Origin of the sequence: Rhodoferax sp. U11-2br (genome assembly GCF_018619435.1) — a bacterium.
GTDB lineage: Bacteria > Pseudomonadota > Gammaproteobacteria > Burkholderiales > Burkholderiaceae_C > Rhodoferax.
Map to the genome: position 1 here is coordinate 1 of NZ_JAHFZF010000007.1, position 25247 is coordinate 25247.

Genomic DNA, 25247 nt, shown 5'->3' on the forward strand with positions numbered 1-25247 from the left:
CTCACCACCACCCCCACCCCCAAACCCACCCGCATGGTGGCCAGCAGAAAAACCCACAAACCAAAGCCGGTGTAGGCGCAAGCACCGTACCCCAGACTGGGCAGGGCAAAACCAGCCACGATCAGCACACGCGCGCCCAGTCGATTGAGCAAGCGCCCGGCGCCCATGGAGCCGATGATCGAACACAGCACCATCGGCAGCAGCACAAAACCGGCGTTCTGCCGCGCCACCGCATAAGCCAAGGTGGCGATGGAGGTCAAGAAGACCACGCTGCCCATGCCAAAACCAGCCCCCAGGGTCAGAAAATAGGTCAGTGACAGCTGCCGGTTGGCAAACATCGAGATCGGAATCAGCGGCTGCTCGGCACGCTTTTCCACCCACACGAACAAAGGCAACAAAACAATCAGTGCGACCAGCGTGAAGGGCCACACACGCTGCCCGCTCATGTCGTCCAGCACCCGCGTGACACTGGCCACCAGGGCCGACAACAGCAGGAACAGCACCACAATGCCGCGCCAGTCCAGCGCAGGCAACACACCCGCCGGGCGCTGGCTGGGCAAGGCACGCGCCCCGAGAAACAGCACATAGGCCGCAATCGGCAGGTTGGCCAGGAAAATCCAGTGCCAGTCCAGGGTCACCATCACCAGACCGGCCAGCGGCGGGCCCAGCACAAAGGCCATGCCGTAGGTCGCACCAATCAGCCCCAGCGCGCGGCCACGCTCCTTGGGCGGCAAGGCATCGGCAATCACCGCACTGGCGGTTGGGATGATGCCGCCGCCACCCATGCCCTGGATGACCCGTCCCAGCACCACCGCCCAAAAGGTGGGCGCCAGCGCAATCACCAGGGAGCCCAGGGCAAACAGCGAGATGCTGATCAGGTAGATGGGGCGGCGGCCATAGCGGTCACCCAGGCTGGCCAGCGGTGCGGTACTGCACAAGGAGGCCAGGATGAACGCAATCATCACCAGGCCCACCCGCCGGTTGTCGATCTGGAAAGCCTCCCGAAGCGCGGGGATGGCAGGTGCAATGATGGCGGTATCCAAGGCCGACATAAACACACCAATAAACAGCACCGTCATCAGTCGCCGGTACGCTGGTGTACCGGCCGGGATGGAAACAGACGACATCAAAACCCCACTCATTACAAACAAGCCATTTGAAAAGACTGGCAGTGTATAGTTTTTGGGCGTTTTGATTCCTCAGCACCCGCTGTGCCCTGCGGGTGCGAAGACCTCGTGCAGACTCAGAGACTGGCTTGCGCCTGGCTGTAACACTTCTTGGGGCAGATCTTGGAGCAGGCGGTGCAGCCGATACACAGCTCCTGGTGCGCGAGGGTCATCACCTTCTTCTCGTATTCCCCATCGTCGTCATCGTCGTCCATATCTACCGCAATACGCTCGCCGTCTTCCGTCAGGCCGACCAGTTCCATCACGCCGCGCGGGCACACTTTGAAACAGCGGCCGCAGCCAATGCACTTCTCGTCATCGATGGCCGTGACAAAAGTCGGAATCCAGATTTCGCCACTGGGCAGGGTGACGCTGAAGGGGGTGCTCATGGTGGGCTCTCTTTCTTGGAATGTACTCAGGCCTCGGCTGCTGCCAGGGCTTTGCGTGCGTCCATCAGCAAGACGTGGGCTTCAAAACAGCGCTGCGCCACCTCGGGGATTTTTTCCCAGTTGGTAGGCAATTCTTCAGACAGGTCATGCAGGTCCATCTTGGCCTGGGTGGCGCGGGCATTGAGTTTTTTCAGCTGCGCCTTGCGTTCTTCAATGTCCATGGTCAGGCTCCGTATTGCGCCACGTCGGGGTAGGTCCGGATCATGGTGACCGCTTCGTTCAGAAACTTGGTGCCCGCCTCGGACAGTTTGGCAAGCGAAGCAAAACCGAAGCGGTGCACGTCACGCAACTGTTTGTTGACCACCACCAGACGGCCCGCCAGCAAGACCATCCGGCCAAAACCTTCATGGCTCATCTTCATCATGGGTGAGACCATCTGTCCGGTTTCACGTTCGATGGCCACCGCAATGGCGTTGTAGAACAACTCCAGGCGCCACAAAGTCTCAGGGTCGGGATCCCCCAGGATCGGCAGCGCGCGGCGTTCCTCAGCGGTGTGGATAAAGGGTTTGAGCAACTGCAGGTCAGTCTTGTTGTCCCAGGTGCCGTTCATGTCCTGCGCACGCAACTGCTTGATCAGTTGCTGCACGAAGGGCGTGCCCAGATAGACCTCGTCGTTGGTAGGTTCGGTGGGGATGTCCAGGGTGGTCTGTTCGTTCATGGGGCCACCTCGTCTTCTTCAAAATCAAAGGTGCGCACGCCGTCCTTGGCCAACGCCTTGCGCAGCCAGGGCGGCGGGGTGCCCTGCAGCACCACCTGGAGCTTGTTCAGAATACCGGTGATGGACTCGGGCTGCGGGACTTTGATCGGGTGGATCTTCATGGCCACCACACGCGCGGCGCCCGAGCCACCAATGGCGGCCACATAGACGATGGCGCAGTCCTTGATGGCTTCGAGTTTGGGTGCGAGTTTGTCCTCGTCGCCGTCTTCTTCGAGCTTGTCACCAAACTCAAAACTCTCGACAAAATGGTGCCCTGCTGGTGAGACCTCATACACCACGATGCTTTTGGCCCAGCCAAAATGGGCGTCTACACGTTCTTTGTCCTGGGTGGCGAAAGCAATTTTCATAGAACCTCCCGCCAAAACGCCTGAAGGCTGAGACCCACCCCATCCGGGGCAGGCAAATACATCACACGGTGATCAAGGGGGCTCATGGTTCCTCCTGGGTGGTTCAGGCGCTGGCGACAGCCAGATCGGTTGGGGTGGGTGTGGCAACAGGGGCGGCGGCGCGCAGCGCTTCGGGGCTCAGCGGCCAGTCATCGGCGTGGTGGTGTTTGATCTGATCGATCATGAGGTTGGCCACCTCAAAAATCAGTGCCATGGTGCCGCGGTAACCTACCAAACAGCGGTGGGCGTTGCCAACACGGTCAAACACGGGAAAGCCAATACGCAGCAGCGGTTTGTGCAGCCGCTCGGCGGCCTGGCGGCCATGGGAATGGGTCACGATGAGGTCGCAGTCTGCCGCGCCGCGCTCCAGGTCTTCGAGGTCACCCAAGATTACCGTTGGTGCGGGCAACAACGCATGCGAAGCCGATTTGGTGGTGCTGACACAGCAGCGCAGTTCTGCGCCCATCTCGTGTAACAGGCTGCCGACCGCCAGCAGCAGGTCAGGTTCAGCAGCCATCGCCACCTTGATACCACCGGTGTAGAAATGGCCATCGAGCATGGCATCAAGCAGCTGGCTGCGTTGGCGGCGGTATTTGGCGGGGACGGGGCGTCCAGAGAGTCGGGCCAGACACTGCAGAAAGCGGTCATTGACTTCCAGCCCGATGAGCCGGTCAAACATCTCGAATGGTGTCCCGGCAATGTCTTGCAAGGCCAAGGCCGCTTCACGCGTCTGTTCGCCAACTGCCAAGGTCAACGCCGAGGCACCGGCTGCCCGGATGTCCTGCAGCGAGGTGCCGCCCAGGGTGGTGCCGCGCCAGTCCGGCGGAATATGGCCGTCCAGCGAACCCGACACATCGGGCAACACAATTACTGACAGGCCAAAGGCTTCGATGATCTCGCGCAACTCGGTGATGTCACCGGGCGACAGGTGGCTGCCCGGCAACAGGGTCACCTGGTCGGTTTGGCGCGGCAAAGGCTTGACCAGCGTGCGCACGGTAGCCGTCACCGCAACACGGTAACCATCCTCAAAACCCCCCACATAGTCGGGTGTCGAGGCATACACGATCTCGGTGTCGGCCAATTCGGGATGGCGTTTGCGGATGGTGACGAGGTAGCCCTCCACATCGTCACCCTTGGTCTCAGTCAGACCGGTGGAGCAGATGGCAATGATGTGCGGCGCTGCACGTTTGCGGATGTTGAGCAAGGCCGCCTCGATGTTGTCGTAGCCACCCAGGATCGAGGTCACCTCGTTCATCGCGGTGGTTTGCAAGGGGATGGCTTCCTTGAAATGGCGCACCAGCAGCACCAGGCCAAACGAGGTGCAGCCCTGCGAACCGTGCATCACCGGCATACACGCGTCCAAGCCCAGAAAGGCCAGACTCGCCCCGAGCGGTTGGCTCATCTTGAGCGGATTGACCGCACAGGCTTTTTTGATGTCAACAACGTGTGCCATGGGGTGATGTCTCGGGTGGGGCGTATGTCAGGCAAGTACTTCTTCGGGCACCAGCCCCAGTGCGTGGGCAGCCACCTCTGACAAAAACCGGGTGGCCTGCTGGTCAGTCGCCTGGGGCGCGGGTGCCTCCACCGCAGCCAGGGTCTCCCCATCGTCACCCCAGGGGGCCGGCAGGCGCACCTGCTGCCAGACCGGGTTCGACAAGGCGCGGTCAATCTGGCTGACCAGCTCGACCATGCCCTCGTAACCCGCATAGGGGTGGTAACGCTCTTGATTGATGTCGAGCCAGGGCATGCGCGCCTTGATCGCCACAAACTGGCTGCGACCGCCTGAGAGCATGATGTCGGCGCGGGCGTCACGCAACATGTTGTACATCTCGCGCGGGGTCATGTTGTCGATCATGTGGGCATCGTCACCCATGATCTCCTTGATCTTCTGTTTGTCTTCCTTGGTCGACTTCTTGACGCTGGTACCCACAATCTCGAGCCCGGCCTCCTGCAGCGCCGCCACCACCGACCAGGACTTGACACCGCCGGTGATCAACAACACCCGCTTGCCAGTTAGGCGTTGTTTGTATTGCTCGATGCGCTGGTAGGCACGCGCTTCTTCCACGGCAATCAGACGCTCGGTGCGGCCCAACAATTCGTCAGGTGCGCCTTGCTGCACCAGCAGTCTGGCAATCTGGCGCAAGCTGTCACTCATATCACCGATACCGTAGAACGAGCCTTCAAAGTAAGGGATGCCCCAGCGCTTCTCCATCTTGGTGGCGATGTTGATCATCGACTTGGAGCACACCATCATGTTCACCTTGGCCCGGTGCGCGCTGGCAATTTCCTTGTACCGCCCATCGCCGGCCATACAACACAGGATACGGATACCCAGCGCATCCAGCAGCGGCTTGACCTGCCACAACTCACCCACCAGGTTGTATTCACCAATGATGTTGATGTCATAGGGGGTGGTGAACTCGGGCTCCACCGTGCCAATCACATAGTCCAGCAGCGCCTCGGCACCGAGTTTGTTGCCCAGGTTTTTGATGCCCGCAAAACCCGGTGCATTGACCGGGATGATGGGTTTACCAAATTTCTCGCTGGCGCGCTGGCACACCGCTTCGATGTCGTCACCAATCAAGGCGGTGACACAGGTCTGGTAAACAAACACCGCAGGTGGGTCGTATTTCTCCAGAATTTCGCGGATCGATTTGAACAGGCGTTTCTCGCCGCCGTAGATCACATCAAGTTCGTTGATGTCGGTGGTGAAACCGGTGCGGTAAATCTGCGGGCCGCTGGATGCACTGTGCCGGTTGTCCCAGGAGTTGCCTTCACAGGCAATCGGCCCGTGTACCAAGTGAGCCACATCGGTGATTGGTTGCAGCGCAATCTTGGCGCCATCAAACGCGCAGCCACCCGCCGCAGCACCGGGTGCAAGCTGTGCCGTGCAGCCCTTTTTGCGCTCTTTCTCACTTTTGCCCTGGTTCTTGTCACAACCAGGTTCTTCAAACACGTCGGCAATCCTGGCCTTGAGCAAAGTCGACATGGAATACTCCTGATGGGGTGAATACAAGAGTCATCGCATTTTTGGTGCCAGGGGCAAATGGCCATCAGACCGGTGTTATTGGCTCGGACTGTTCTTCTTGGGCTGAAAATTTGGCAGGTTTGAAGGAATTGCGACAAAAAAAGCCCCCTTGCCGAGACAGTGCTCAAACAAGGGGGCCGTTGACGGGGGACAGTCAGGTCTTAACCCGCACCAAACACCAGGTTGGGCAAGTACAACACACTGGTCGGCCACACAATCATCAGGATCACCAAACCGATCACAGCGGCCAACAAGGGCATGGCTTCCTTGATGTACTCGTCCATCGGGCATTTGAGAATGCCGCAGACGGTGAACATCGCCACACCCACGGGTGGTGTCATGCCGCCCAGCGTGACGCAGGTCATCATCACCAGACCAAAATGCACCGGGTCAATCCCCACACGCTGGATGATCGGCATCAGGATCGGCGTCAGCAGCAACACAATGACGGTGGACTCCAAGAACATGCCCAGCACAATGATGAAGGTGATCAACAGCAGCATCAGCGCGATCGGGTTCTCGGTGATGCCCACCAGGAAGGACGCCGCATCCTGAGGCACACCTTCGAGTGTGATCATGTAGCCAATCATCGACGAGAACATGATGATCAGCATGATCATGCCGATGTCAGACACCGCATGGCGCAGTGCACCCAGCAGCGCGTCAATCGACAGCTCTTTGTAAACCACGATACCTACAAAGATCGCATAGGCCACCGCAAACGCACCGGCCTCCGAGGGGGTGAAGATACCGTAACGGATCCCCACAATCAGCAGGATCGGGAACATCAGCGCCCATTTGCATTCCCACATGCGTTGCCCGATCTCTTTGAATGTCGGAGGCTTGGCGAGCTCAGCGGTGTAACCACGGCGCCGTGCCACGATGTAGGCCACACTCATCAGCACAATGGTCATCAACACACCTGGCACGATACCGCCGACAAACAGGCGACCAATCGACACATTGCCCATGAAGCCATAGAGGATCAGCCCGATGCTGGGCGGAATCGTGGCGGTGATCAGTGAGCCCACCGCAATCACCGCGCTGGTGTAACCACGGGTGTAGCCCCGTTTGATCATGTCCGGCCCCAGAATGCGGGCTTCCATCGCGGCGTCGGCCACGGCCGAGCCCGACACACCGCCCATCAAGGCGCTGAGCATGATGGCCACCTGCGCCAGACCGCCACGCATCCAGCCGGTGAGCACGGTAGACAAGGAGATCAAACGGCTGGTGATGCCCGAGGCGTTCATCAAATGCCCGGCAAACACAAACAATGGCACGGCCAGCAGCGGAAAGGACTGGGTTGCGGTGGCAATTTTCTGGACCGCAATTTCAGGCGGCACCGGGCCAAAGATGTAGAACAACACGGCCGAGATGCCAATTGAAAAAGCCACCGGCATGCCGAGGAACATCAGCACCAAAAATAGAATAGTAAGGATGCCGCTCATATCGCTGTCCCGTCATGACCTTCAAGTGAAAGAACCTCGCGCCCGGTCAAACCGCGCCACAAACGTGTGACAGTGGTGGCCAGCATCAGGAATGAACCTACCGGGATACACGCGGTCACCCAGCTGTAGCTGATACCCACGTCACCCAGCACACGTTCCACGTTTTGGAGCGTAAGCTTGGTGCCGTACCAGACCAGGAAGCCCAGGAAAAAGGCGATGGCGATCAACCAGATGATGGCCAGCACCTTCCTGACCGAACGCGGAAGCTTGCGGGTCAGGATGTCGATTTCGATGTGGGTGTTTTTCTTGAGCGCCAGATCAGCGCCCAGCACACACGCCCAGGCAAAACTGAGCTGGGCCAGGTCCACCGCCCAGATGACGGGCACACCCGCCGTCCGGGTGGCAGCCCCGATCAGTACAAAGATAGAGGTGGCTGCAAAGAACGCCATCGCCAGGCGTTCTTCCAGCTTAAATAGCAGATGTGCCACAAAACGTCCTTACTTGGCCAGTACAGCATTCACCTGCTTGCGCAGATCGGTGTAGCCCAGCTTCTCGTAGACCACGCTGGTGGAGGCAACGAAAGGTTTGGTGTCGATGTCCACAATCTGTACACCTTTTTCACGCATCAGCTTTTCATAGTTGCCAATGGAATCGATGGTGGCTTTGGACGCAGTATCACCGGCCTTGAGGGCTTCATCGTTCACCACTTTTTGCAGATTGGCTGGCAGCTTGTCGAACCAGATCTTGGAGCCAACCAAGCCGGTGATCAGGCTGATGTGGCCGGTTTTGGTGATGTACTTCACCACCTCGAACAGACGCTGGCCGTAGGTCGCGGGTGCTTGTGCTTCGGCGGCGTCGATGGCCTTCATCTGCAGGGCCGAATAGACCTCTGCCCAGGGCATCGGGGTGGGGGTCGCACCCAGGCCACGGACGGTTTCCAGCCAGACCGGCGCACCGGGTGTGCGCATACGCACACCAGCCAAATCGGCGGGTGTTTTGACCGGTTTCATGGTCAGCAACTGGCGGTCCCCCTGGTACCAGTTGAACGACAGGATCTGGTGGCCACTGGCAGCACGCAGCTTCTGGTTCCAGTCGTCCATCAACGGCGACGTCACCACCTTGCGCATTTCGGTGTAGCCGTGGGTCAGGTAGGGCGCGCCAAGCACACCAAACTCCTTGACAAACGGGGCCAGTCGGCCACCGTCCACCAGCACCGCCACACCGGCACCGGAACGGGCTTGTTCAAGCACGTCTTCGTCCGATCCCAGCTGGGAGCTGGGGAACAAACGGACAGATATCTTGCCACCCGAGTTCTTTTCAACACCCTCCTTGAACTGCTGCAGACCCTTGAACATCGGGTCATCCACCGTCAGGGACGAGCTGACGTTCAGGTTGAAATCTGCCGCGTGGGCCGCAGCAGCCAGCAAAACGCAGGCTGCTGTCAATGACAACAATTTGATCTTCTTCATAGTTGCTTCCTCGATCGTTGGGTGTTTGAAACTTGCTGCCTTGCGGTTACCCCGCTGGCACTTGTATGGTAGTATACTTTTCGAGAGCTTGCAACATATTTGCACTTTTTTGATGGGAAAGTTAGGTGGTTGCCGCAGTGGTTTTGAGGCTCCGGATTCACGTGCCAGCGTGAGCGGCTGAACCAGCTTTTCCCTCTGTCTGAATTGATTTGAACAGGAGTGATGTGATGAAGATTATTGATGCCGAAGTGATTGTTTGCTGCCCCGGCCGCAACTTTGTGACCTTGAAAATCACGACCGATGAGGGTGTGACCGGTCTCGGTGACGGCACGCTGAACGGGCGCGAGTTGTCGGTTGCGTCGTATTTGAAAGACCATGTCTGCCCCTTGCTGATCGGGCGCGATCCGCAAAAGATCGAAGACATCTGGCAGTACCTCTACAGAGGTGCCTACTGGCGTCGCGGCCCGGTCACCATGTCGGCCATCGCCGCCGTGGACATGGCCTTGTGGGACATCAAGGGCAAGCTGGCCAACATGCCGGTCTACCAGCTGCTGGGGGGCGCTTCCCGCGAACACGTGATGGTCTACAGCCACGCCACCGGCCGCGATATCCCTGAAACGCTGGACGCCTTTGCCAAATACCAGGAAAAAGGCTTCAAGGCGATTCGCGCCCAGTGTGGTGTGCCAGGCATGAAATCGGTCTACGGCGTATCCAAAGGCGGCGCTTACGAGCCCGCCACCAAAGGCTGGCCTGAAGAACAGGTCTGGGACACTGAGAAGTACCTGAATTTTGTGCCCAAGCTGTTTGAAGCGATCCGCGAGAAGTTTGGCTTCGACACCCACCTGCTGCATGACGCCCACCACCGCCTGACACCGATTGAAGCCGCTCGCCTGGGCAAATCGGTGGAAGACTCACACCTGTTCTGGCTGGAAGACCCGACACCGGCGGAAAACCAGGAAGCCTTCCGCCTGATCCGCCAACACACCACCACCCCGATTGCGGTGGGTGAGGTGTTCAACACCATCTGGGACTGCAAACAGCTGATCGAAGAGCAGCTGATCGACTACATCCGCATGACGATCACCCACTCGGGCGGCATCACCCACATGCGCCGCATTGCGGACTTTGCCGCGATGTACCAGGTGCGCACCGGCAGCCACGGTCCGTCCGACCTGTCACCCGTGTGTATGGGCGCAGCCCTGCACTTTGACCTGTGGGCGCCCAACTTCGGCATGCAGGAGTACATGGGTTACCACGAACAGACCATGGACGTCTTCAAATGCGGCTGGAGCTACAAGGATGGCTTCATGCACCCGGGTGACAAACCAGGGCTGGGTGTGGAAATCGACGAGGAACTGGCCAAGAAATACCCGTACGAGCCAGCCTATCTGCCGGTGGCCCGCCTGGAAGACGGCACCTTGTGGAATTGGTAAAAGCGTGATTCGGCCGCTGCTGGCACCAGGTCAGCAGCGTGCCGCAACCCGCTCAGGCTGACTCGAACAGATCCGGGAACTGCGCTGCGATATTGGGCAGCGAGACAATGATCTCTTGCAAATGCGCGCGCAGTGCGGTCGCAGCGGCCACCGGGTCATGTGCCTCAATGCCGTCCACAATGCGGCTGTGCTGCTCAATCAACACGGATAGCGGGGTGGCATCGTCCAAGCTGAGGTAACGGATGCGATCCATCTGCGCCTTGATGCCTTCAATCACCCGCCAGGCATGGGCACGGCTAACCGACAGCGCAATGGTGCGGTGGAATTCCTCGTCAAGCGCCAGAAAGTCTTCGTTGTGGCCGTGTACCACCGCTTTTTGCTGCTCAATCAAATCTCGCAGGTCTTTGACGGCGCTGGGGGGCGCCGAAATCGCTGCGTCCTGAACAACAGCCATCTCAATGGCTTGACGCACAAAACGGGCGTCGAGCACGTCGGCCACGGAGATCTTGATCACAAAGGTACCCCGCTGGGGGAGGATGACCACCAGCCGCTCCTCGGCCAGTTTGATGAAGGCCTCGCGCACCGGCTGGCGGCTGGTTTCATAGCGTTTGGCGATTTCGGATTCAGACAGGGCCTGACCTGGGCGCAACTCACCACGGATGATGGCGCCGCGCAGGTGCCGATGCAGCTGGGTACCGATGGAGACAGGTTCAACGTGCTGGAAAGCGCGAACGGATTTGGTTTTCGAACGCATGGCTCAAGTATCGCACCTGGCTTGGCAAAACAGGCCTTCTCAAGGCAGCAAGTTGGCTCTTGTATGGCAGGTGTTGGCTCCATACCACCGTCTGCCGTTCCTGTGCCATGCGGGGAAAGCCACCACGCACCAGCCAAGCGCGGTGCGTGGCCAACGCAGTAGCCACACAACGCTATGAAATCAATTGCTACAAGGCCTTATATATTAAGGGATAGAGGCACTTTTTCCCTATAAAACAGGGCAGATCCAACTGGCCTGCCCTTTGCGTTTTTGAGACCGTGGTGAGAGCGCCAAGCGGGGCACCCTTCACCTGGCGTTTTGGGTTTAAAACTTGACCAGAATATCCTCGTCGCGCACCACCATCTGGCAGGCCAGCCGCCAGGGTGGTGGCAGGTCTTTGGTCTCGGCATCGGCGATTTGCTGGGCGGTGATCTTGCCAGCGAGCTTGAGCACCAGCTTTTCCTTTTCGGTCAGCGCCACACCAATCGGCGTTTTGCCCGACAGCACCGACACCTGCACCTGGCAGGAGCCACATTCGCCGTTTTCACACTCGGACTGCAGCGGCACGTCGTTGGCCTTGGCCACGGCGAGCAAGGTCTTGGTATCACCCGCCACGGCATACACCGTCAGGTCTTTTTTCATGCGAGGGGAACTGAAAGTTACATTGGCCATGATGTTCTCAATTGATTTAGGGGCTGCCTAAGGGGATGCAATTCACGTCGCGAGCCGATGGAGCTTGCGTTGAGCAGCACAGCCGTACTCCCGTACGGCGAGCAGCGCAGACGCAAGATCAACCGGCGCAGCAGGGAAGTGCGCCCCTCAGCGGACGATGTCGTAGCTGTAGTCGGTCTTGCCGATACCCATGGTGTTGGCATCCAGCGCTTCGAAGAACTCGTCGAGCAACATCACCAGCACCCGCATGCCGCCCTCATAACCCCAGGTGGGGTAACGGTGGTGGTGGTGGCGGTCGTGGATCGGGAACACCAGGCGCACCAGCGGCACCTTGGTGTCACGCTCAAGGAACTTGCCATAAGTGTTGCCAATCAGGAAGTCCACCGGTTCGGTGAACAGCAAGGAGCGCAGGTGCCAGAGATCGCGCTTCGGATACACCTTGCAACCCTTGCCGTAAGGCGTGGCGTCAAACAGCGCCTGCACCTTGGCGGCCCATTCGTTGGTGCCGTTGGTGGACAACACATGGGTTGGCTCGGCGCCCAGCTCCAGCAGGAAGGCGGCGTAACCCAGCAACTGGTCCGGGTCACCGTAGAGCGCAAAACGCTTGCCATGCAAATGCGCCTGGCTGTCGGCCAGCGCATCCACCAGTTGGCCACGTTCTTTTTCGAGCTCGGCCGGAATCGGTTTGCCCGTCAGGCGCGAGATTTCCATCAGGAACTTGTCGGTACCGGCTACACCGACCGGGGCATTGAGGGTGACCACTTCCTGGCCGTGTTCAGCGATGAACTTGCTGGTTTTTTCGCAGCAGAATTCCTGGAACACGATGGTGGCCTTGGCGTGCAGGGCGGCCACCACTTCCTCCTTGGTGGTGCCACCGGCGTACATCCGGAACTCGCCGTCGGTCGGGGTGTTCCAGCTCTCAGACGGGTCACAGATGATGTTCACCTGAACACCAAACAGGCTGAAGATGCGGCGGATTTCCTTCATGTTGCCGACAACAAAGCCGTCAAAACCACCGATGAAGTTGATGCTGTCGTTGGGCACACGCACCAGCGGCTCGGTGGTCTTGGCCTTGCCGTCCCAGAAGTGGCGCAGCACACCCAGCAGGGCATTGTCGTAGCCGGTGATGTGGCTGCCGACAAATGCCGGCGTGTGGGCAAACGGCACGTCAAACTCTTCGGGAATGCTGCCCTTTTGTTTGCTGGTCTTGATGAAGGCGTCGACGTCATCACCAATCACCTCGGCCATGCAGGTGGTGGACACCGCAATCATGTCGGGCTTGTACAGGCTGTAGGCGTTGGCCAGGCCGTCGACCATGTTGTTCAGGCCACCAAACACTGCGGCATCTTCGGTCATGGAGGAGGACACACAGCTGGTGGGCTCTTTGAAATGGCGTGAGAAATGGGCGCGGTAATACGCCACGCAGCCCTGGCTGCCATGCACAAAACTCAGGGTTTTGGCAAAACCGTTGGCCGCAAACACGGCGCCCAGCGGCTGGCAGGCCTTGGCAGGGTTGACCACGAGGGAATCGCGGGCGAAGTTCTTGAGCTTGTAGTCTTCGGTCTTGGTCCACTCCACGGTCTGGCCGATGGTGGCTTCGGAATGGTTGAATTCAAACGCTTTCTTCTTCTCGAAGAGGTCTTGGTACTCGGGTTCACGAAACAACATTTCGTGGTCAATGACTTTGTCGGCGACTTGAGGCATGGTGGGCTCCAAAAGTGGTTAAAGGTTGGCGGCTGGCATGTTTTGCGTGGCACCCACGGAACCGGCCAAGCCGGGCCGTTGGGTGCGCCCCTTGAGGGGGAGGCGGCTACACGCAGTGAGCAAGCAACGGGGTGGTCTACGTCTTCCAGGGCGCCTTGGTCAACCCCCAGACCGGGCTGGAGATGGCCATGTCCATGTCACGGGCAAAGATGGCAAAGCCGTCATACCCGTGGTAGGGGCCGGAGTAGTCCCAGCTGTGCATCTGACGGAAGGGCACACCCATCTTCTGGAACACGTACTTTTCCTTGATGCCTGAGCCCACCAGGTCGGGCTTGATGCCTTCCACAAAGTGCTCGAACTCATAACCCGTCACATCGTCATAAATCAGCGTGCTGTCCTTGACGTAGTGGGTGGTGCGCTGGTAGTCGTCGTTGTGGGCGAACTCGTAGCCGGTGCCCACAATTTCCATCCCCAGGTCTTCGTAGGCGCCAATCACGTGACGCGGACGCAGACCGCCCACATACAACATCACTTTCTTGCCTTGCAGACGGGGTTTGTATTTGTCGATGACAGCCTGCATCAGCGGTTTGTACTTGGCAATCACCTCTTCGGCCTTCGCCTTGATGCTGTCGTCAAAGTGGCTGGCGATCTCGCGCAGGCTGGCTTCGATCTTGCTCGGACCAAAGAAGTTGTATTCCACCCATGGGATGCCGTACTTTTCTTCCATGTGTCGGCTGATGTAGTTCATCGAGCGGTAGCAGTGCAGCACATTGAGCTTGGCCTTGGGGGTGTTCTCGATTTCAGCGATGGTGCCGTCACCCGACCACTGCGAGATCACACGCAGACCCATTTCTTCGAGCAGGATGCGGCTGGACCAAGCATCACCACCGATGTTGTAGTCGCCAATGATGGCCACGTCGTACGGTGTCGACACAAACTGCGAGGTGTGACCGGTGTCGGTGCGGTCGAACACCCAGTCGCGGATGGCGTCGTTGGCCAGGTGGTGACCCAGCGACTGGCTGACACCCCGGAAACCTTCACAACGCACGGGCACGATGGTTTTGCCTTCGTACTCCTTGCTCTTTTTCTTGGAGACGGCCTCGATGTCGTCACCAATCAGGCCAATCGGGCACTCGGACTGGATCGAGATGCCTTTGTTCAGCGGGAACAGCACCTGGATCTCGTCGATGATTTTGTCGAGCTTTTTGTCGCCGCCAAAAACAATGTCTTTTTCCTGGAAGTCGGAGGTGAACTGCATCGTCACAAAGGAGTCGATGCCGGTGGTGCCGATGTAGTAATTGCGGCGGTTGGCCCAGGAGTACTGGCCGCAGCCGACCGGGCCATGGCTGATGTGCACCATGTCCTTGATCGGGCCCCAGACCACCCCTTTGGAACCCGCATAGGCGCAGCCACGAATGGTCATCACGCCGGGCAGCGACTTGATGTTGGACTTGACCCCGCAATCGGGTCGGCCTTCTTCAAAGGTGCTGAGGTGTTTGGCGCGCCGTTTGGCCATTTTTTCGGGGTAGGCCTTCAGCACTTCTTCAATCAGGGCCTTGTTGGTGGCCTTGCGCTCTTCAACGGTGGCGGTCATGGGGTAACTCCAGTAGGTGATGTTGGGGGTGTGGTGAAAGTCCCGGTCTGGTCACGTAGCGCAACACAGACCGGAATTCACACCTCTTAGGCAGCGGCGAGCTGCGCTGCGGCGGCTTGGGCTGCGGCCAGTTCTGCGGCGGCCTTGCCGACCAGGGACTCGTCGATCACGTCCATGATCCCGAACTCCATCAGCATGTCTTCGAGCTGGTCCATCGTGATGGGGGTAGGAATGGTGCCGTTGCCCGCGTTGTTGTGCACCTTCTGCGCCAGCGTGCGGTATTCACCGGCCTGTTTGGAGTCGGGGGCGTACTCGATCACCGTCATACGGCGCAGTTCGGCGTGTTGCACCACGTTGTCACGGGGCACAAAGTGGATCAGCTTGCTGCCCAGCATGCCCGCCAGGGCGTCGGCCAGTTCGTATTCCTTGTCGGTCTTGCGTTCGTTACACACCAAGCCACCCAGACGCACACCACCGGAGTTGGCGTATTTCAGAATGCCCTTGGAGATGTTGTTGGCCGCGTACATGGCCATCATTTCGCCGGACATGACGATGTAGATTTCCTGCGCCTTGTTTTCGCGAATCGGCATGGCAAAACCACCACACACCACGTCACCCAACACGTCGTAGGACACATAGTCCACACCGTCGTAGGCACCGTTTTCTTCGAGGAAGTTGATCGAGGTGATCACACCGCGGCCAGCGCAACCGACACCTGGCTCTGGGCCACCGGATTCGACACAACGGATGTTTTTGTAACCAATCTTCATCACGTCTTCGAGCTCCAGATCCTCCACCGAGCCCGCTTCGGCGGCCAGTGACAGGATGGTGTCCTGCGCCTTGGCGTGCAGGATCAGACGGGTGGAGTCGGCTTTGGGGTCGCAGCCGACGATGAGGATTTTCTGGCCCAGGTCAGACAAGGCTGCCAGGGTGTTCTGGGACGTGGTCGATTTGCCGATGCCACCTTTGCCGTAGAAGGCGATTTGCCGAAGTTTAGCCATTGCAGTACTCCAATCAGGAAGGGTTAAAAGAACCAAGCTTGCGTAGCCGCGACTTGTGTCTGCCTGGCGTGTCCGATGGTCTTCTTCTTGTAGTCACGTTTGGCTGGATGTGAGCCCGCGCAGCCTGTTCATTGCAGCTTCCGTGCCATGCAGTTTGGGCCACGCTTCAGAGCCGGTGTCACACCCTGTTTTCATTGGGAAAAGCTGCTTTTCTCAAGACAAAAACCTAGCTTTCCGGGTTTTGTTAACTTCCCGACAAAACCCCTGACCGTGTCGCAAAAATCCCGGTCGTGGGCGCTTGGGATGTGTGTTTGTGTCGGGTTTGCAGCGGGTTTCAGGTTGGTACGGTCATTGCAGTTAGAGAGGGGCTTGTATCAAAGCTATCACTGCCAGCTCAACCACCAAAAGGACCTCCCATGACCGCCACCCTCGCCCGACCAGAGATCGATGACACCGCTTTTGCCCGCCTTGAAAACGAAGGTCGGCTGCTCAACCCCTTGCACAAAGCGATCACCGGCGTGCCCGGCCGAGTCGGCTTTCGTGGTGAGCTGGCGCTGCGCTTTGCCCCAAAGCTGGCTGACGAGGCGCGTCCACCCGAGCTGATGTGCCCCCAGGTCATGGCGATTGCCAATGTGGGCGAAAGTTTTGTGCCGTTTTTTGCCGGTTACCTGCTGAGTTTTGAGAGTCTCAAGGACGTGGCCGAGGTGTTGGGCGACACCTTGAGCGCCAGCGGCAAGTACTTCTTGTTTTGCGACAACATCGACCTGTCCAAAAAATACCAGGTGCCCTACAACGGCGCCACCTTCTACGTGTTGCCGATTCTGGAGTCCACCGTCTACAACGAGTTGCTTGACCTGTTGTACCTGGAAAAGAACGACCTCAAGAAAAAGGACACCGCTGGCAAGCTCGACGCGGTGGCCAATGCCGCCCTTAAGTTCAGCGCCAAATTTGAGAGCATCAGCTACGAGCAAGGATTGGCGCTGATGGGACCAGTGCGCAACCCCAACGAAAACCGGCCTGTTTGAGCGCTGGCTTGCTGCTGCGCAACCCGATCTTGCGCCTGCGATGCTCGCCGTATGGGAGTACGGCTGTGCTTCTCGCTCTGACATCGGGCTGCTCGCGACGCCATCCCCTCGCTCAAACGAGAGCAACTGTTCATGAATGTTGACTTCGATGAACTTGATCAGCCTCACCGCTGGTACGGCACCAACCTGGTGGGGGTGCCGTCGCTCTTACTCGGCAGCGCGGCGTTCAACGCCCACCCGGTGCCCTTGGTCATTGCGGGTACACGTGAGTCGCACATGGGGCTGTTTGCGCTGCTGGAACGCAGCCAGGACCTAAGCGAAGCGCAGGACATGTTCACCCACTACATGGCGATTGCCTTCGGACTGCGCAAGCCCGATGCGGATGAGCTGCGCAGCATGGGCGCCTCGGAGCAACGGCGCTGGCACAGCAGCTGGCGCAAGCTGTTGCAGGGCTGGGGCATGGATGCCAACGGGGTGGCGGGTGCGGTGCTCAAGGGCTGGGTCGAGAGTCGTTTTGGGCTGGTGCCGAGTTTTCACAAGGCGCCCCTGGTGCGTTTCCCGTCGCCGGCCTGGGTGACCTACCTGCAGGAAAAAACCGCCAGCCGCCACAACAATAACAACATCCACCAGCAGCTCGACCTGCTCTACGAGTTCTGCCAGTGGGCGCTGCGCCGCGGCCTGTTGCCGGGGGTCACACCGCAGAGCAAACACCTGCAGCTCTGGCGCGGCAGCAACCGGTGTGAAGAACAGGTGGTTGCCGGGCGGCTGCAAAACCGGCGCTGCATCGTGCGGCTCAACAACCTGGTGTCCTTCAGCCTGTGTGCCCAGGACGCGTCGGTGTTTGGCGACTGGGTGTTTGAGGTGCAGGTGCCGGTGTGCAAGGTGCTGGTCTTTCCCGGCCTGCTGCCGGGCCAAGTGCTGCAGGGTGAGCAGGAGGTGCTGGCCCTGGGTGGCAACTACGAGGTCACCGCACGTTATGCGTGAGCAACTCGACCGCGCCCTGGGCGCCTACCTCGGTTTGGCCATTGGCGACGCACTGGGCGCCACCGTCGAGTTCATGCGCCCGCGCGAGATCGCTCACCAATACGGTGTGCACCGCGACATCATCGGCGGCGGCTGGCTCAAACTGGCGCGTGGTCAGGTCACCGACGACACCACCATGAGCCTGGCCCTCGGTGAGGCGCTGCTGCAAGCGGGTGCACCCGCGCTGATCGCCCATGCACATGGCGACGAGACCCTGACCCGGCGCATCGGCCAGGCCTATGTGCAGTGGTTCAAGGCCAAACCGGTGGACTGCGGCAACACCTGTCGGCGCGGCATCATGCGCTTCATGCATGAGGGCACACTCTCGGGTGAGCTCAACCCCGGTGACGGCGGCAACGGCGCACTGATGCGCAACCTGCCCGCCGTGCTGGCCACCCTGGGCCACGACGGCTTGTTTGAGCGCCTGTCGATCACTCAGGCGCGCCTCACCCACCACCACCCCTTGTCCGATGCCGCCACGCTGGGCCTGGGCCAGTTGCTGCGCCTGCTGCTCACCGGCGCCAGCCACCCAAGCTGCCAGGCCTGGGTGGCCCAGTGGGTGGCCAACAACCCGAGTTTTGGCTTCACCCCCTACCGGGGCCGCGCCACCGCCTATGTGGTCGACACGGTGCAGACCGTGCTGTACTTCCTGACCCAACACGAGGACTTCGAGGCCGCGATGGTGGCCACGGTGAACCAGGGCGACGACGCCGACACCACCGGCGCGCTGCTGGGCATGCTGGCCGGTGCCCGCTGTGGTGCCACCCGACTGCCCTCGCGCTGGTTGCAACGCCTGCGCCCCGACGTGGTACGCGCCATCACCGACCAGACCTATGGTCTGCTGGCGCTGGCGACCAGTGTGAAGCCCGCGCCAAACACCCCCTCCTCTTGAGAACCTCGCCATGGCACACATCAGCTTTTATGAAAAACCCGGCTGTGGCGGCAACGCCAGACAAAAGGCTTTGTTACTCGCCGCCCACCACACCCTTGATGTCAAAAACCTGTTGGAGACCCCATGGACTGAGGAGGAGCTGCTCCTGTTTTTGAGCCCTCTGGCGGTGCCGGACTGGTTCAACCGTGCGGCACCCCAGGTCAAGTCCGGCGAGGTGGTCCCCGAGTCGCTCAGTGCCGATGCCGCGCTGGCGCTGCTGTTGGCACAGCCTTTGCTGATCCGTCGGCCATTGATGGCTGTGGGTGAGCAGCGGATGGTCGGCTTTGACACCGCTGCGGTGCACGCCTGGGTCGGCCTGGGTGAACAGGCGCCACAGCCTGGCTCGCTCGAAGGCTGCGCCGCAGCCGCTGGCCACTGCAGCTCACCCCTTTGAACTGGAGATCACCATGCCCCTGTATGACTACCAATGCCAGGCCTGCGGCCACCACTTTGAGGCGCTGGTGCGCTCTGGCAGCACCCCCGCCTGTCCAGCCTGCGCCAGCGTGGCGCTGACCAAATGTGTCTCACCGATTGCTCCTGCCGGCAAGATCGAAGCCATCCGTATGGCGCACCGCCGTGTCGCCGCCGCCCAGGGCCTGTTTGACAACTACAGCCCATCCGACAAAGCCAAACTGCTGCAAGGCAAGAAAAACATCTGATCTGACATGAACACCGTTGACCGCTACCGCAGCTTCAAAGGCATTGACTTCGACGGCCAGGCCGCCCGCATGATTGCCCGCATCGAGGCCCACACCCAGGGGCTGGACGACCCGTTCTGGGCCTATTTCTTCCAGCGCCGCAACGCCACCGAGGGCATGCGTTACGACGACCAGTTGCTGCTGTCGAGTTTTGTCAACCAGATCCGCGAGCTGCTGGAAGCCAGACACGACGAGACCGGTCTGGCCTGGCTCGATCAGCTCGAAACCGAGTGTTTCTGAGCGCCCTGCGCTGAACTGGGCGCCGCTGTTTTGGCGGCTTTGTCACACAACGGCGACGGCCTTGGGTCCACGCCGAACACGAAGATGCTCTTCGATTCAGAGCATTCAACCCTTGATGTAAAAGCGCTAGACACCAAAATGACTTGTGAATCTCACAAAACATGGGCTTGGGCGCGTTATTTGCTTTTGTATATAGCGATCAGGGCACATGTCGGTTTTGCGCCATCTGCCCCACCCTGTTTCACCACCGGCGCTGGCCTGTGCCATCCGCCGAACCCTGTTGGAGGTTGGCATGTTCCAGGCACCTGCTGTCAAACCGTCTCACGATGTTCATGCGCCTTGCCCGTTTGCCAGCCAGCCCCAGGTGGCCTGGTCTGACGAGTTACCGACTGCGCTGCAGGCGCTGGTGGTGGTGCCGCTGCGCTTTCAGGTGTTTGAGGACTATGAGTTGCGGGCGGGCCGGGTCACCGGCTGCGACCAACACCAGCAGCCCTGCTACTGTGCGTCGCATTTTGTGCTGACCGATCTGCGCTCGGACGATGACGATGTGTTCTACGAAGCCCCGGTGTACACCGAATCGCAGACGGCCTGGCGTTTGCTGGATGGCCGCTGGCTGGTGTGTCACACCACGGTGGACCGGCTTAAGCCCGGCGGGGTCCACACCCGTTATGTGCTGTCACCCACCATGCCACGCTAAGCTCGCCCCTGAAGGCCCGTGGCCCACCATGTGCGACAAACCGAGCAACAGCCCGCCAGAGCGTCCGGCCACCCCGGATTCGCCCAAAGCGTCGACACCCCGCGCACCGGCATCTGACCACGGCCCCGAGCCCGCGCCAACGCACGAAGTCAGCGCGGCCACACCGTGTCCGGAAGATCCGGACGCCAAGCGCCAGGCCTGGCTGTCAACACGCCAGCGCCACCCGGCGCTGGGTTTGTGCCGACGCTGAGACAGATGTCGTCAGACCGGCACACCCACAAACACGTGGCTGGCCTTGAACAGGACCGTGACCGGTGTGCCCTCAGCCAAGCCGAGTTCGGCCGCTGCGGCATTGGTGACCATCGCGCTGACGGTGGAGCCACCCGGCAAAGCCACCGTCACCTGGCAGTTGACAGCCCCCTTGAGCAAAGCGCTGACCGTGCCCTGAAGCTGGTTGCGGGCGCTGAAACGGTACTCCGGTGTGCCCGTGAGCAAGGTCACCCACGGCGCCTTGACCACCGCCACCGCCTCTTTGCCAATGGCCAGGCCCAAAGAGCTCACGCTGGCTTCGGTCAGGGTGGCCACAATTTTGTCGCCTCCGGTGGTGGTGATTTCCACTTCGGCGTGGATCGGGCCTTCTTTGAGGGCGGTGACTTTGCCTTTGAACAGGTTTCTTGCGCTGATAGCCATTTTTCTACTTTCTTGGTTGATAAAAAAAGCCCGCATTTGGCGTGGCAACCCATGGTGTGCCAACCCGTTCGGTCTTTGCAAGAACAACGTCTCGGATACGCTGCTACCCAGCTTGATTTGACACAAACAAACTCAAAATAAAGTGCCTGGGTGCACCGTCAGATGCAGCGGCTTGGCCTGGGTTGCAGCCAGCGCACCAGCATCAGCAGGCCCAGGCAACAGCCACCCAGCACCGCGCTCAGCAGCGCACCCTGCGCGTAGTCCCCGGTGGTGACCGCGTTGAAAATCGCCAGCGACAACGTCTCAGTTCGGCCCAGAATGTTGCCGCCCAGCATCAGGCTGATGCCCACCTCACCCAAACCGCGCGCCAGCGCCAGCAACACGCCGGTCAGCCAGGCGGTGCGGGCAATCGGCAGATGCACCAGCCAGAAGGCAGCAAAGGGTCTACAGCCGAGTGTCAACGCCGTTTCATGCCAGTCACGAGGCTGCGTTTGCAGGGCCGCCTGCAGTGTTTTGACCACCAGCGGCAAACCCGCGATGAAGGCCGCCAGCCACAGGCCCTGGAAGCTGAAGACAAACCCCACACCCAGTTCGACCAGCGTCTGGCCCAACAGACTCTGGCGCCCGAGCAGCCACAACAGGGCAAAACCGATCACCACCGGTGGGAACGCGATCGGGATCGTTACCAGCGCGTCGAGCCAGCCCGGGCGTTTCAGGCCAAACACCAGCGCCCAGGCCAGCAGGGCACCGGCCAGTGCGTAGGCAGGCGTCACCCACAAGGCCAGTCGACCACTCAAAACCAAAGCCGCCCAGGCGTCTTGCGACAGGTTCACAAACCCGCACGGCGCAAAATGTCGCGCGCCACAGGTGTTTCCAAAAACAGAGCAAACTGCTGAGTATTGGTAAGGTCTAGCGTCGATTTGGATGCCTCAGCCATCGCTGCCACAATGGCCACCTCGGCATAACTGCCATCGCCACTGGGCAATGTTATGAAGCCACCCAACTGGTCTTTGGTCGCCAGGGCCTCGGTCAGGTTCACAAAACCCAGGTCAATCTCACCGGAGCTCAGGTAGGCACTGACCTGCGGCACCGTCGCCACCACCTTCAGCCGATCCTGCAACCCCTGCCACAGACCTTGTGCCTGCAGCAGCTGCCTGGCCGCGTGGCCGTAAACGGCCTGCTGCGGGTTGGGCAAAGCCACCGACCAGGACGGCTGCGCCAGCATCTGCCGCAGCCCCGCCAGCCCGCTCAGCCCATCCGGCACCGGCAGATGGCGCCGCCATGCCAGCGTCAAGATACCTTGGCCCAGGGCCACACGCCGGGGCAACTGCAGGCCCTGCGCTTGGTCGATGAAACTGGCATCCCCCACCAGCACATCCACCCGGCCACTGGCCTGCGCCTGGGCAAACATCTGCTGCAGGTTGCCATAACTGCGCTCCACCACCAGCCCGGTGGCCTGGGTGAAGGCGGCGCACAAGGCCTCGACCGGGCGTTTGTACCCGGCACCGGCCAACACCAAGAGTGCAGCTTGCGGCTGCGCAGACACGCTGCGGCCCGAGCCCAGCCACAACGCGCCAGCGGCTGCACCCAACAAGACCTGGCGCCGGTTCAGGCGGTCAGGCGCCGCCGGAGCACGCGGGGTGAACAGACTACGACCACGCCCGATGGGCGCCGCAGACAGACAGGACAAAGGTTTCATAAGGCAAGGCTCTCCAAACACACTCGGTATCCCACCCAGGCAGTCTCACCCAGGGCAAGCTGTGTCGTCATAGCCACATTGCTATAGCGATAGGGTTCACATCGCAAGTTGAATGCCATGCAAAACGGCGCTTTCATTTGACATTTGTGTGGCATACCCGACATTTTTTGGTATCGTTATGTCGCTTAGTACACATCGCAATGACGAAAACTGCCAAAGACTTCCGGTGGGACGATGCCACCCGGCTACGCCACCGCCAGTGGTCTTTGGCAGCCATGACAGACGATTGGCGGAAGTTGACAGTCTGGTACGTTGTTTGCTTGGGTACATAACGAAGAACTGACTGAGACGACCTGAATGTCAAGCACACCCACCCAGCTCACCGGCAAGTTACACATCGACACCGCTTTGGGCAGCTTTCTGGGTGACAAACGCATCCGCCTGCTCGAAGCCATCGACAAATGTGGCTCCATCTCCCAAGCCGCCAAGGCGGTGCCCATGTCCTACAAGGCGGCCTGGGACGCGGTGGACGACATGAACAACGTGGCGCCAGAGCCGCTGGTCAACCGCTCTGCCGGTGGCCGCCACGGCGGTGGCACCGAACTCACGACCTTTGCGCGGCGCCTGATTGCGTTTTACCGTGCGCTCGAAAAAGAGTCCCAGCTGGCGCTCGAGAAGCTCACCAGCAACCTCCAACAAAGTGGCGTCTGCGATGTGGACGACTTTCGGCAAGTCTTGAGGAGAATGTCCATGAAAACCAGCGCACGCAACCAGTTTGCGGGCCCCGTCACCGCGCTCAAGGAAGGCGTGGTCGACACCGAGGTCAGCATCCGTCTGGCGCCCGACCTGCAACTCACCGCCATCGTGACCCGCGAGTCAGCCGAAAACCTCGGGCTGATGCTGGGCCGTGATGTGCTGGCCTTTGTCAAAGCCTCCTCCATCTTGTTGATGGCCGGTGAAGACGGCCAGATCTCGGCGCGCAACCGCTTTGCCGGCACCATCACCCACCTCCACCAAGGGCCGGTCAACGCCGAAGTCACGCTGGCCATGCCCGGTGGTCGGCATGTGATCACCGCGGTGATCACCGACGACAGTGTCAAGCGGCTCAAGCTCGCCGTGGGCCAGCCCATGACCGCGGTGTTCAAAGCTTCCAGCGTCTTTTTGGCCGCTGTCGACTGAGTTTTTTACAGGAGTACCCATGAAAGCTTCCCACCTGCTGCCAGTCTTGCTGGCCTCCCTGATCTGTGCCGCCGTTGGCGCCCATGCCGACGAGGTCTCGGTCGCAGTGGCCGCCAACTTCACGGCGCCGATGAAACAGATCGCTGCCGATTTTGAGAAGGACACCGGCCACAAGCTGGTGGCTTCGTATGGCGCCACCGGCAAGTTTTACGCCCAGATCAAGAATGGCGCACCGTTTGAGGTGTTGCTGTCGGCCGACGACGAAACCCCCACCAAGCTGGTAAAGGAAAACGCCGCTGTGGCGGGCAGCCAGTTCACCTACGCGATTGGCACCTTGGTGTTGTGGTCGGCCAAACAGGCCATTGTGGACAGCCAAGGCCAGGTTCTGAAAAACGGCGGCTTTGACCACCTCGCGCTGGCCAACCCCAAACTCGCCCCGTATGGCTTGGCGGCAGTGCAGGCCATGCAGGCGCTTGGTGTGTATGAGAGCCTGAGTCCCAAAATTGTGATGGGTGAAAACATCAGCCAGACCCACCAGTTCATCAGCACCGGCAATGCTTTGCTGGGTTTTGTCGCGCTGTCACAGGTGCTGGTGGACGGCAAGATCGAAGGCTCACACTGGGTGGTGCCGGCCAAGTTGTATTCACCCATCCGCCAAGACGCGGTGATCCTGGACAAGGGCAAAGGCAAACCAGCGGCAGAAGCGCTGATCAAGTACCTCAAATCCGACAAGGCCAAAGCCGTCATCAAAACCTTTGGTTACGCCTTGTCCTGACAGGCCCCGCGTGGTCGGCATGAAACTGGCTAGGCTGATGCAGGATGTACTTCACAAGGATGTCAGGCCATGAAGATTGCCATTGCCACCAAGGCCAACGGTACCCAGGTGTCCGGCCATGCCGGGCAAGCCACCGATTGGCTGGTGTACGACTGCCAGCCCGGTGCCCCCTTGCCCGAGCCGCAGTACATCCAGCTCACCAAGGCTCAGTTGCCGCACCATTTCCAGGATGACGGACCACACCCCTTGCATGGGGTCGAGGTGGTGGTGGCCGCCAGCGCAGGCGACGGCTACATCCGCCACATGGAGAAATGGGGCGCACAAGTGCTGCTGACCGGAGAGAGCGATCCGCGCACAGCGTTGAGCAAAATCCTGGCCGGGGAAGCCCTGGCCGACACCCGCTTTGACATCACCACCACACTGTGCAAGCTGCGTGACCTGTTCTCGCGCCACTAAGAGACCCCTTTC

At 60.1% G+C, this 25247-nt stretch carries 30 protein-coding genes; 12 read left to right on the forward strand and 18 right to left on the reverse strand.

All coding sequences use genetic code 11. From position 1 onward, the window contains the following. From KKO72_RS06245 to KKO72_RS06290, 10 genes are all read right to left on the reverse strand, one after another. On the reverse strand, positions 1–1127 hold a 1127-nt coding region (locus KKO72_RS06245), incomplete at its 3' end, for an MFS transporter (protein WP_214936545.1). Positions 1128–1243: 116 nt separating this feature from the next. Further along, positions 1244–1555: a ferredoxin III, nif-specific gene (gene fdxB, locus KKO72_RS06250; RefSeq protein WP_214936547.1), complete on the reverse strand. Its 312-nt coding sequence runs from the start codon at positions 1553–1555 to the stop codon at positions 1244–1246. 26 nt (positions 1556–1581) lie between these two features. Then, the gene (locus KKO72_RS06255) at positions 1582–1776 is read right to left on the reverse strand and encodes a CCE_0567 family metalloprotein (protein WP_371736832.1); all 195 of its coding nucleotides are present in this window, start codon (positions 1774–1776) and stop codon (positions 1582–1584) included. Between the two features lie 2 nt (positions 1777–1778). Then, positions 1779–2273 carry a NifX-associated nitrogen fixation protein gene (locus KKO72_RS06260; protein ID WP_214936549.1) on the reverse strand — a complete coding sequence of 165 codons (495 nt, stop codon included), beginning with the start codon at positions 2271–2273 and terminating at the stop codon, positions 1779–1781. After that, a complete protein-coding gene (gene nifX, locus KKO72_RS06265) occupies positions 2270–2680 on the reverse strand; it encodes a nitrogen fixation protein NifX (RefSeq protein ID WP_214936552.1) in 411 nt (136 codons plus the stop codon). Before nifX ends, KKO72_RS06260 begins: the two co-directional genes overlap by 4 nt. Before the next feature lie 103 nt (positions 2681–2783). Next, the gene (gene nifN, locus KKO72_RS06270) at positions 2784–4172 is read right to left on the reverse strand and encodes a nitrogenase iron-molybdenum cofactor biosynthesis protein NifN (protein WP_214936554.1); all 1389 of its coding nucleotides are present in this window, start codon (positions 4170–4172) and stop codon (positions 2784–2786) included. A gap of 27 nt (positions 4173–4199) precedes the next feature. Beyond that, positions 4200–5708 (reverse strand): nitrogenase iron-molybdenum cofactor biosynthesis protein NifE, encoded by a 1509-nt coding sequence (gene nifE / locus KKO72_RS06275; RefSeq protein WP_214936556.1) that lies wholly within the window; start codon positions 5706–5708, stop codon positions 4200–4202. Positions 5709–5908: 200 nt separating this feature from the next. Then, complete coding sequence (locus KKO72_RS06280) at positions 5909–7195, reverse strand: TRAP transporter large permease (protein WP_214936557.1); 1287 nt, start codon at positions 7193–7195, stop codon at positions 5909–5911. After that, positions 7192–7683 carry a TRAP transporter small permease gene (locus KKO72_RS06285; RefSeq protein WP_214936559.1) on the reverse strand — a complete coding sequence of 164 codons (492 nt, stop codon included), beginning with the start codon at positions 7681–7683 and terminating at the stop codon, positions 7192–7194. Before KKO72_RS06285 ends, KKO72_RS06280 begins: the two co-directional genes overlap by 4 nt. Positions 7684–7692: 9 nt before the next feature. After that, complete coding sequence (locus KKO72_RS06290; RefSeq protein ID WP_214936561.1) at positions 7693–8664, reverse strand: C4-dicarboxylate TRAP transporter substrate-binding protein; 972 nt, start codon at positions 8662–8664, stop codon at positions 7693–7695. 227 nt (positions 8665–8891) lie between these two features. Between KKO72_RS06290 and manD the strand changes: the two genes are divergently transcribed. Continuing rightward, positions 8892–10097, forward strand: coding sequence for a D-mannonate dehydratase ManD (gene manD / locus KKO72_RS06295; RefSeq protein WP_214936563.1), 1206 nt, complete (start codon positions 8892–8894; stop codon positions 10095–10097). 52 nt (positions 10098–10149) lie between these two features. Here the strand turns inward: manD and KKO72_RS06300 are convergent, their stop codons facing one another. From KKO72_RS06300 to nifH, 5 genes are all read right to left on the reverse strand, one after another. After that, positions 10150–10851 (reverse strand): GntR family transcriptional regulator, encoded by a 702-nt coding sequence (locus KKO72_RS06300; RefSeq protein WP_214936565.1) that lies wholly within the window; start codon positions 10849–10851, stop codon positions 10150–10152. Between the two features lie 324 nt (positions 10852–11175). Continuing rightward, positions 11176–11523, reverse strand: a complete 348-nt coding sequence (locus KKO72_RS06305; RefSeq protein ID WP_180125000.1) for a 2Fe-2S iron-sulfur cluster-binding protein — start codon at positions 11521–11523, stop codon at positions 11176–11178. Positions 11524–11670: 147 nt separating this feature from the next. After that, entirely contained in the window at positions 11671–13227 is a 1557-nt protein-coding gene (nifK, locus tag KKO72_RS06310; RefSeq protein ID WP_214936567.1) for a nitrogenase molybdenum-iron protein subunit beta, read from the reverse strand. Positions 13228–13363: 136 nt separating this feature from the next. Further along, positions 13364–14821: a nitrogenase molybdenum-iron protein alpha chain gene (gene nifD / locus KKO72_RS06315; RefSeq protein WP_214936569.1), complete on the reverse strand. Its 1458-nt coding sequence runs from the start codon at positions 14819–14821 to the stop codon at positions 13364–13366. Between the two features lie 86 nt (positions 14822–14907). Next, positions 14908–15822 (reverse strand): nitrogenase iron protein, encoded by a 915-nt coding sequence (gene nifH / locus KKO72_RS06320; RefSeq protein WP_078365407.1) that lies wholly within the window; start codon positions 15820–15822, stop codon positions 14908–14910. 416 nt (positions 15823–16238) lie between these two features. On the opposite strand from nifH, the gene KKO72_RS06325 reads away from it, so the two are divergent. The 8 genes from KKO72_RS06325 to KKO72_RS06360 all read left to right on the forward strand — a co-directional run bounded on the left by KKO72_RS06325 (position 16239) and on the right by KKO72_RS06360 (position 20686). Further along, positions 16239–16847 carry a hypothetical protein gene (locus tag KKO72_RS06325; RefSeq protein WP_214936570.1) on the forward strand — a complete coding sequence of 203 codons (609 nt, stop codon included), beginning with the start codon at positions 16239–16241 and terminating at the stop codon, positions 16845–16847. 132 nt (positions 16848–16979) lie between these two features. After that, positions 16980–17831 (forward strand): NAD(+)--dinitrogen-reductase ADP-D-ribosyltransferase, encoded by an 852-nt coding sequence (locus tag KKO72_RS06330; protein WP_214936572.1) that lies wholly within the window; start codon positions 16980–16982, stop codon positions 17829–17831. After that, positions 17824–18762, forward strand: coding sequence for an ADP-ribosyl-[dinitrogen reductase] hydrolase (gene draG / locus KKO72_RS06335; RefSeq protein WP_214936574.1), 939 nt, complete (start codon positions 17824–17826; stop codon positions 18760–18762). Before KKO72_RS06330 ends, draG begins: the two co-directional genes overlap by 8 nt. Before the next feature lie 10 nt (positions 18763–18772). Further along, complete coding sequence (locus tag KKO72_RS06340) at positions 18773–19195, forward strand: ArsC/Spx/MgsR family protein (protein ID WP_214936576.1); 423 nt, start codon at positions 18773–18775, stop codon at positions 19193–19195. 13 nt (positions 19196–19208) lie between these two features. Continuing rightward, positions 19209–19460, forward strand: coding sequence for a zinc ribbon domain-containing protein (locus KKO72_RS06345; protein ID WP_078365402.1), 252 nt, complete (start codon positions 19209–19211; stop codon positions 19458–19460). Positions 19461–19466: 6 nt separating this feature from the next. Then, complete coding sequence (gene cowN, locus KKO72_RS06350; RefSeq protein WP_180125013.1) at positions 19467–19739, forward strand: N(2)-fixation sustaining protein CowN; 273 nt, start codon at positions 19467–19469, stop codon at positions 19737–19739. Positions 19740–19947: 208 nt separating this feature from the next. Further along, positions 19948–20436, forward strand: a complete 489-nt coding sequence (locus KKO72_RS06355; RefSeq protein ID WP_214936578.1) for a hypothetical protein — start codon at positions 19948–19950, stop codon at positions 20434–20436. Positions 20437–20464: 28 nt separating this feature from the next. After that, positions 20465–20686, forward strand: a complete 222-nt coding sequence (locus KKO72_RS06360; protein ID WP_214936580.1) for a hypothetical protein — start codon at positions 20465–20467, stop codon at positions 20684–20686. A gap of 11 nt (positions 20687–20697) precedes the next feature. Here the strand turns inward: KKO72_RS06360 and KKO72_RS06365 are convergent, their stop codons facing one another. From KKO72_RS06365 to KKO72_RS06375, 3 genes are all read right to left on the reverse strand, one after another. Beyond that, complete coding sequence (locus KKO72_RS06365; protein ID WP_214936582.1) at positions 20698–21126, reverse strand: molybdopterin-binding protein; 429 nt, start codon at positions 21124–21126, stop codon at positions 20698–20700. A gap of 158 nt (positions 21127–21284) precedes the next feature. Continuing rightward, a complete protein-coding gene (locus KKO72_RS06370) occupies positions 21285–21959 on the reverse strand; it encodes an ABC transporter permease subunit (RefSeq protein ID WP_214936584.1) in 675 nt (224 codons plus the stop codon). After that, positions 21956–22825: a substrate-binding domain-containing protein gene (locus KKO72_RS06375; protein ID WP_214936586.1), complete on the reverse strand. Its 870-nt coding sequence runs from the start codon at positions 22823–22825 to the stop codon at positions 21956–21958. Before KKO72_RS06375 ends, KKO72_RS06370 begins: the two co-directional genes overlap by 4 nt. A gap of 357 nt (positions 22826–23182) precedes the next feature. On the opposite strand from KKO72_RS06375, the gene KKO72_RS06380 reads away from it, so the two are divergent. The 3 genes from KKO72_RS06380 (at position 23183) to KKO72_RS06390 (ending at position 25235) form a co-directional block, all read left to right on the forward strand. After that, entirely contained in the window at positions 23183–24004 is an 822-nt protein-coding gene (locus tag KKO72_RS06380; RefSeq protein WP_214936588.1) for a TOBE domain-containing protein, read from the forward strand. Positions 24005–24023: 19 nt separating this feature from the next. Further along, positions 24024–24779, forward strand: coding sequence for a molybdate ABC transporter substrate-binding protein (gene modA, locus KKO72_RS06385; RefSeq protein WP_214936590.1), 756 nt, complete (start codon positions 24024–24026; stop codon positions 24777–24779). A 69-nt stretch (positions 24780–24848) separates the two neighbouring features. Further along, the gene (locus tag KKO72_RS06390; protein WP_214936592.1) at positions 24849–25235 is read left to right on the forward strand and encodes a hypothetical protein; all 387 of its coding nucleotides are present in this window, start codon (positions 24849–24851) and stop codon (positions 25233–25235) included. The last annotated feature ends 12 nt before the right edge of the window (positions 25236–25247 follow it).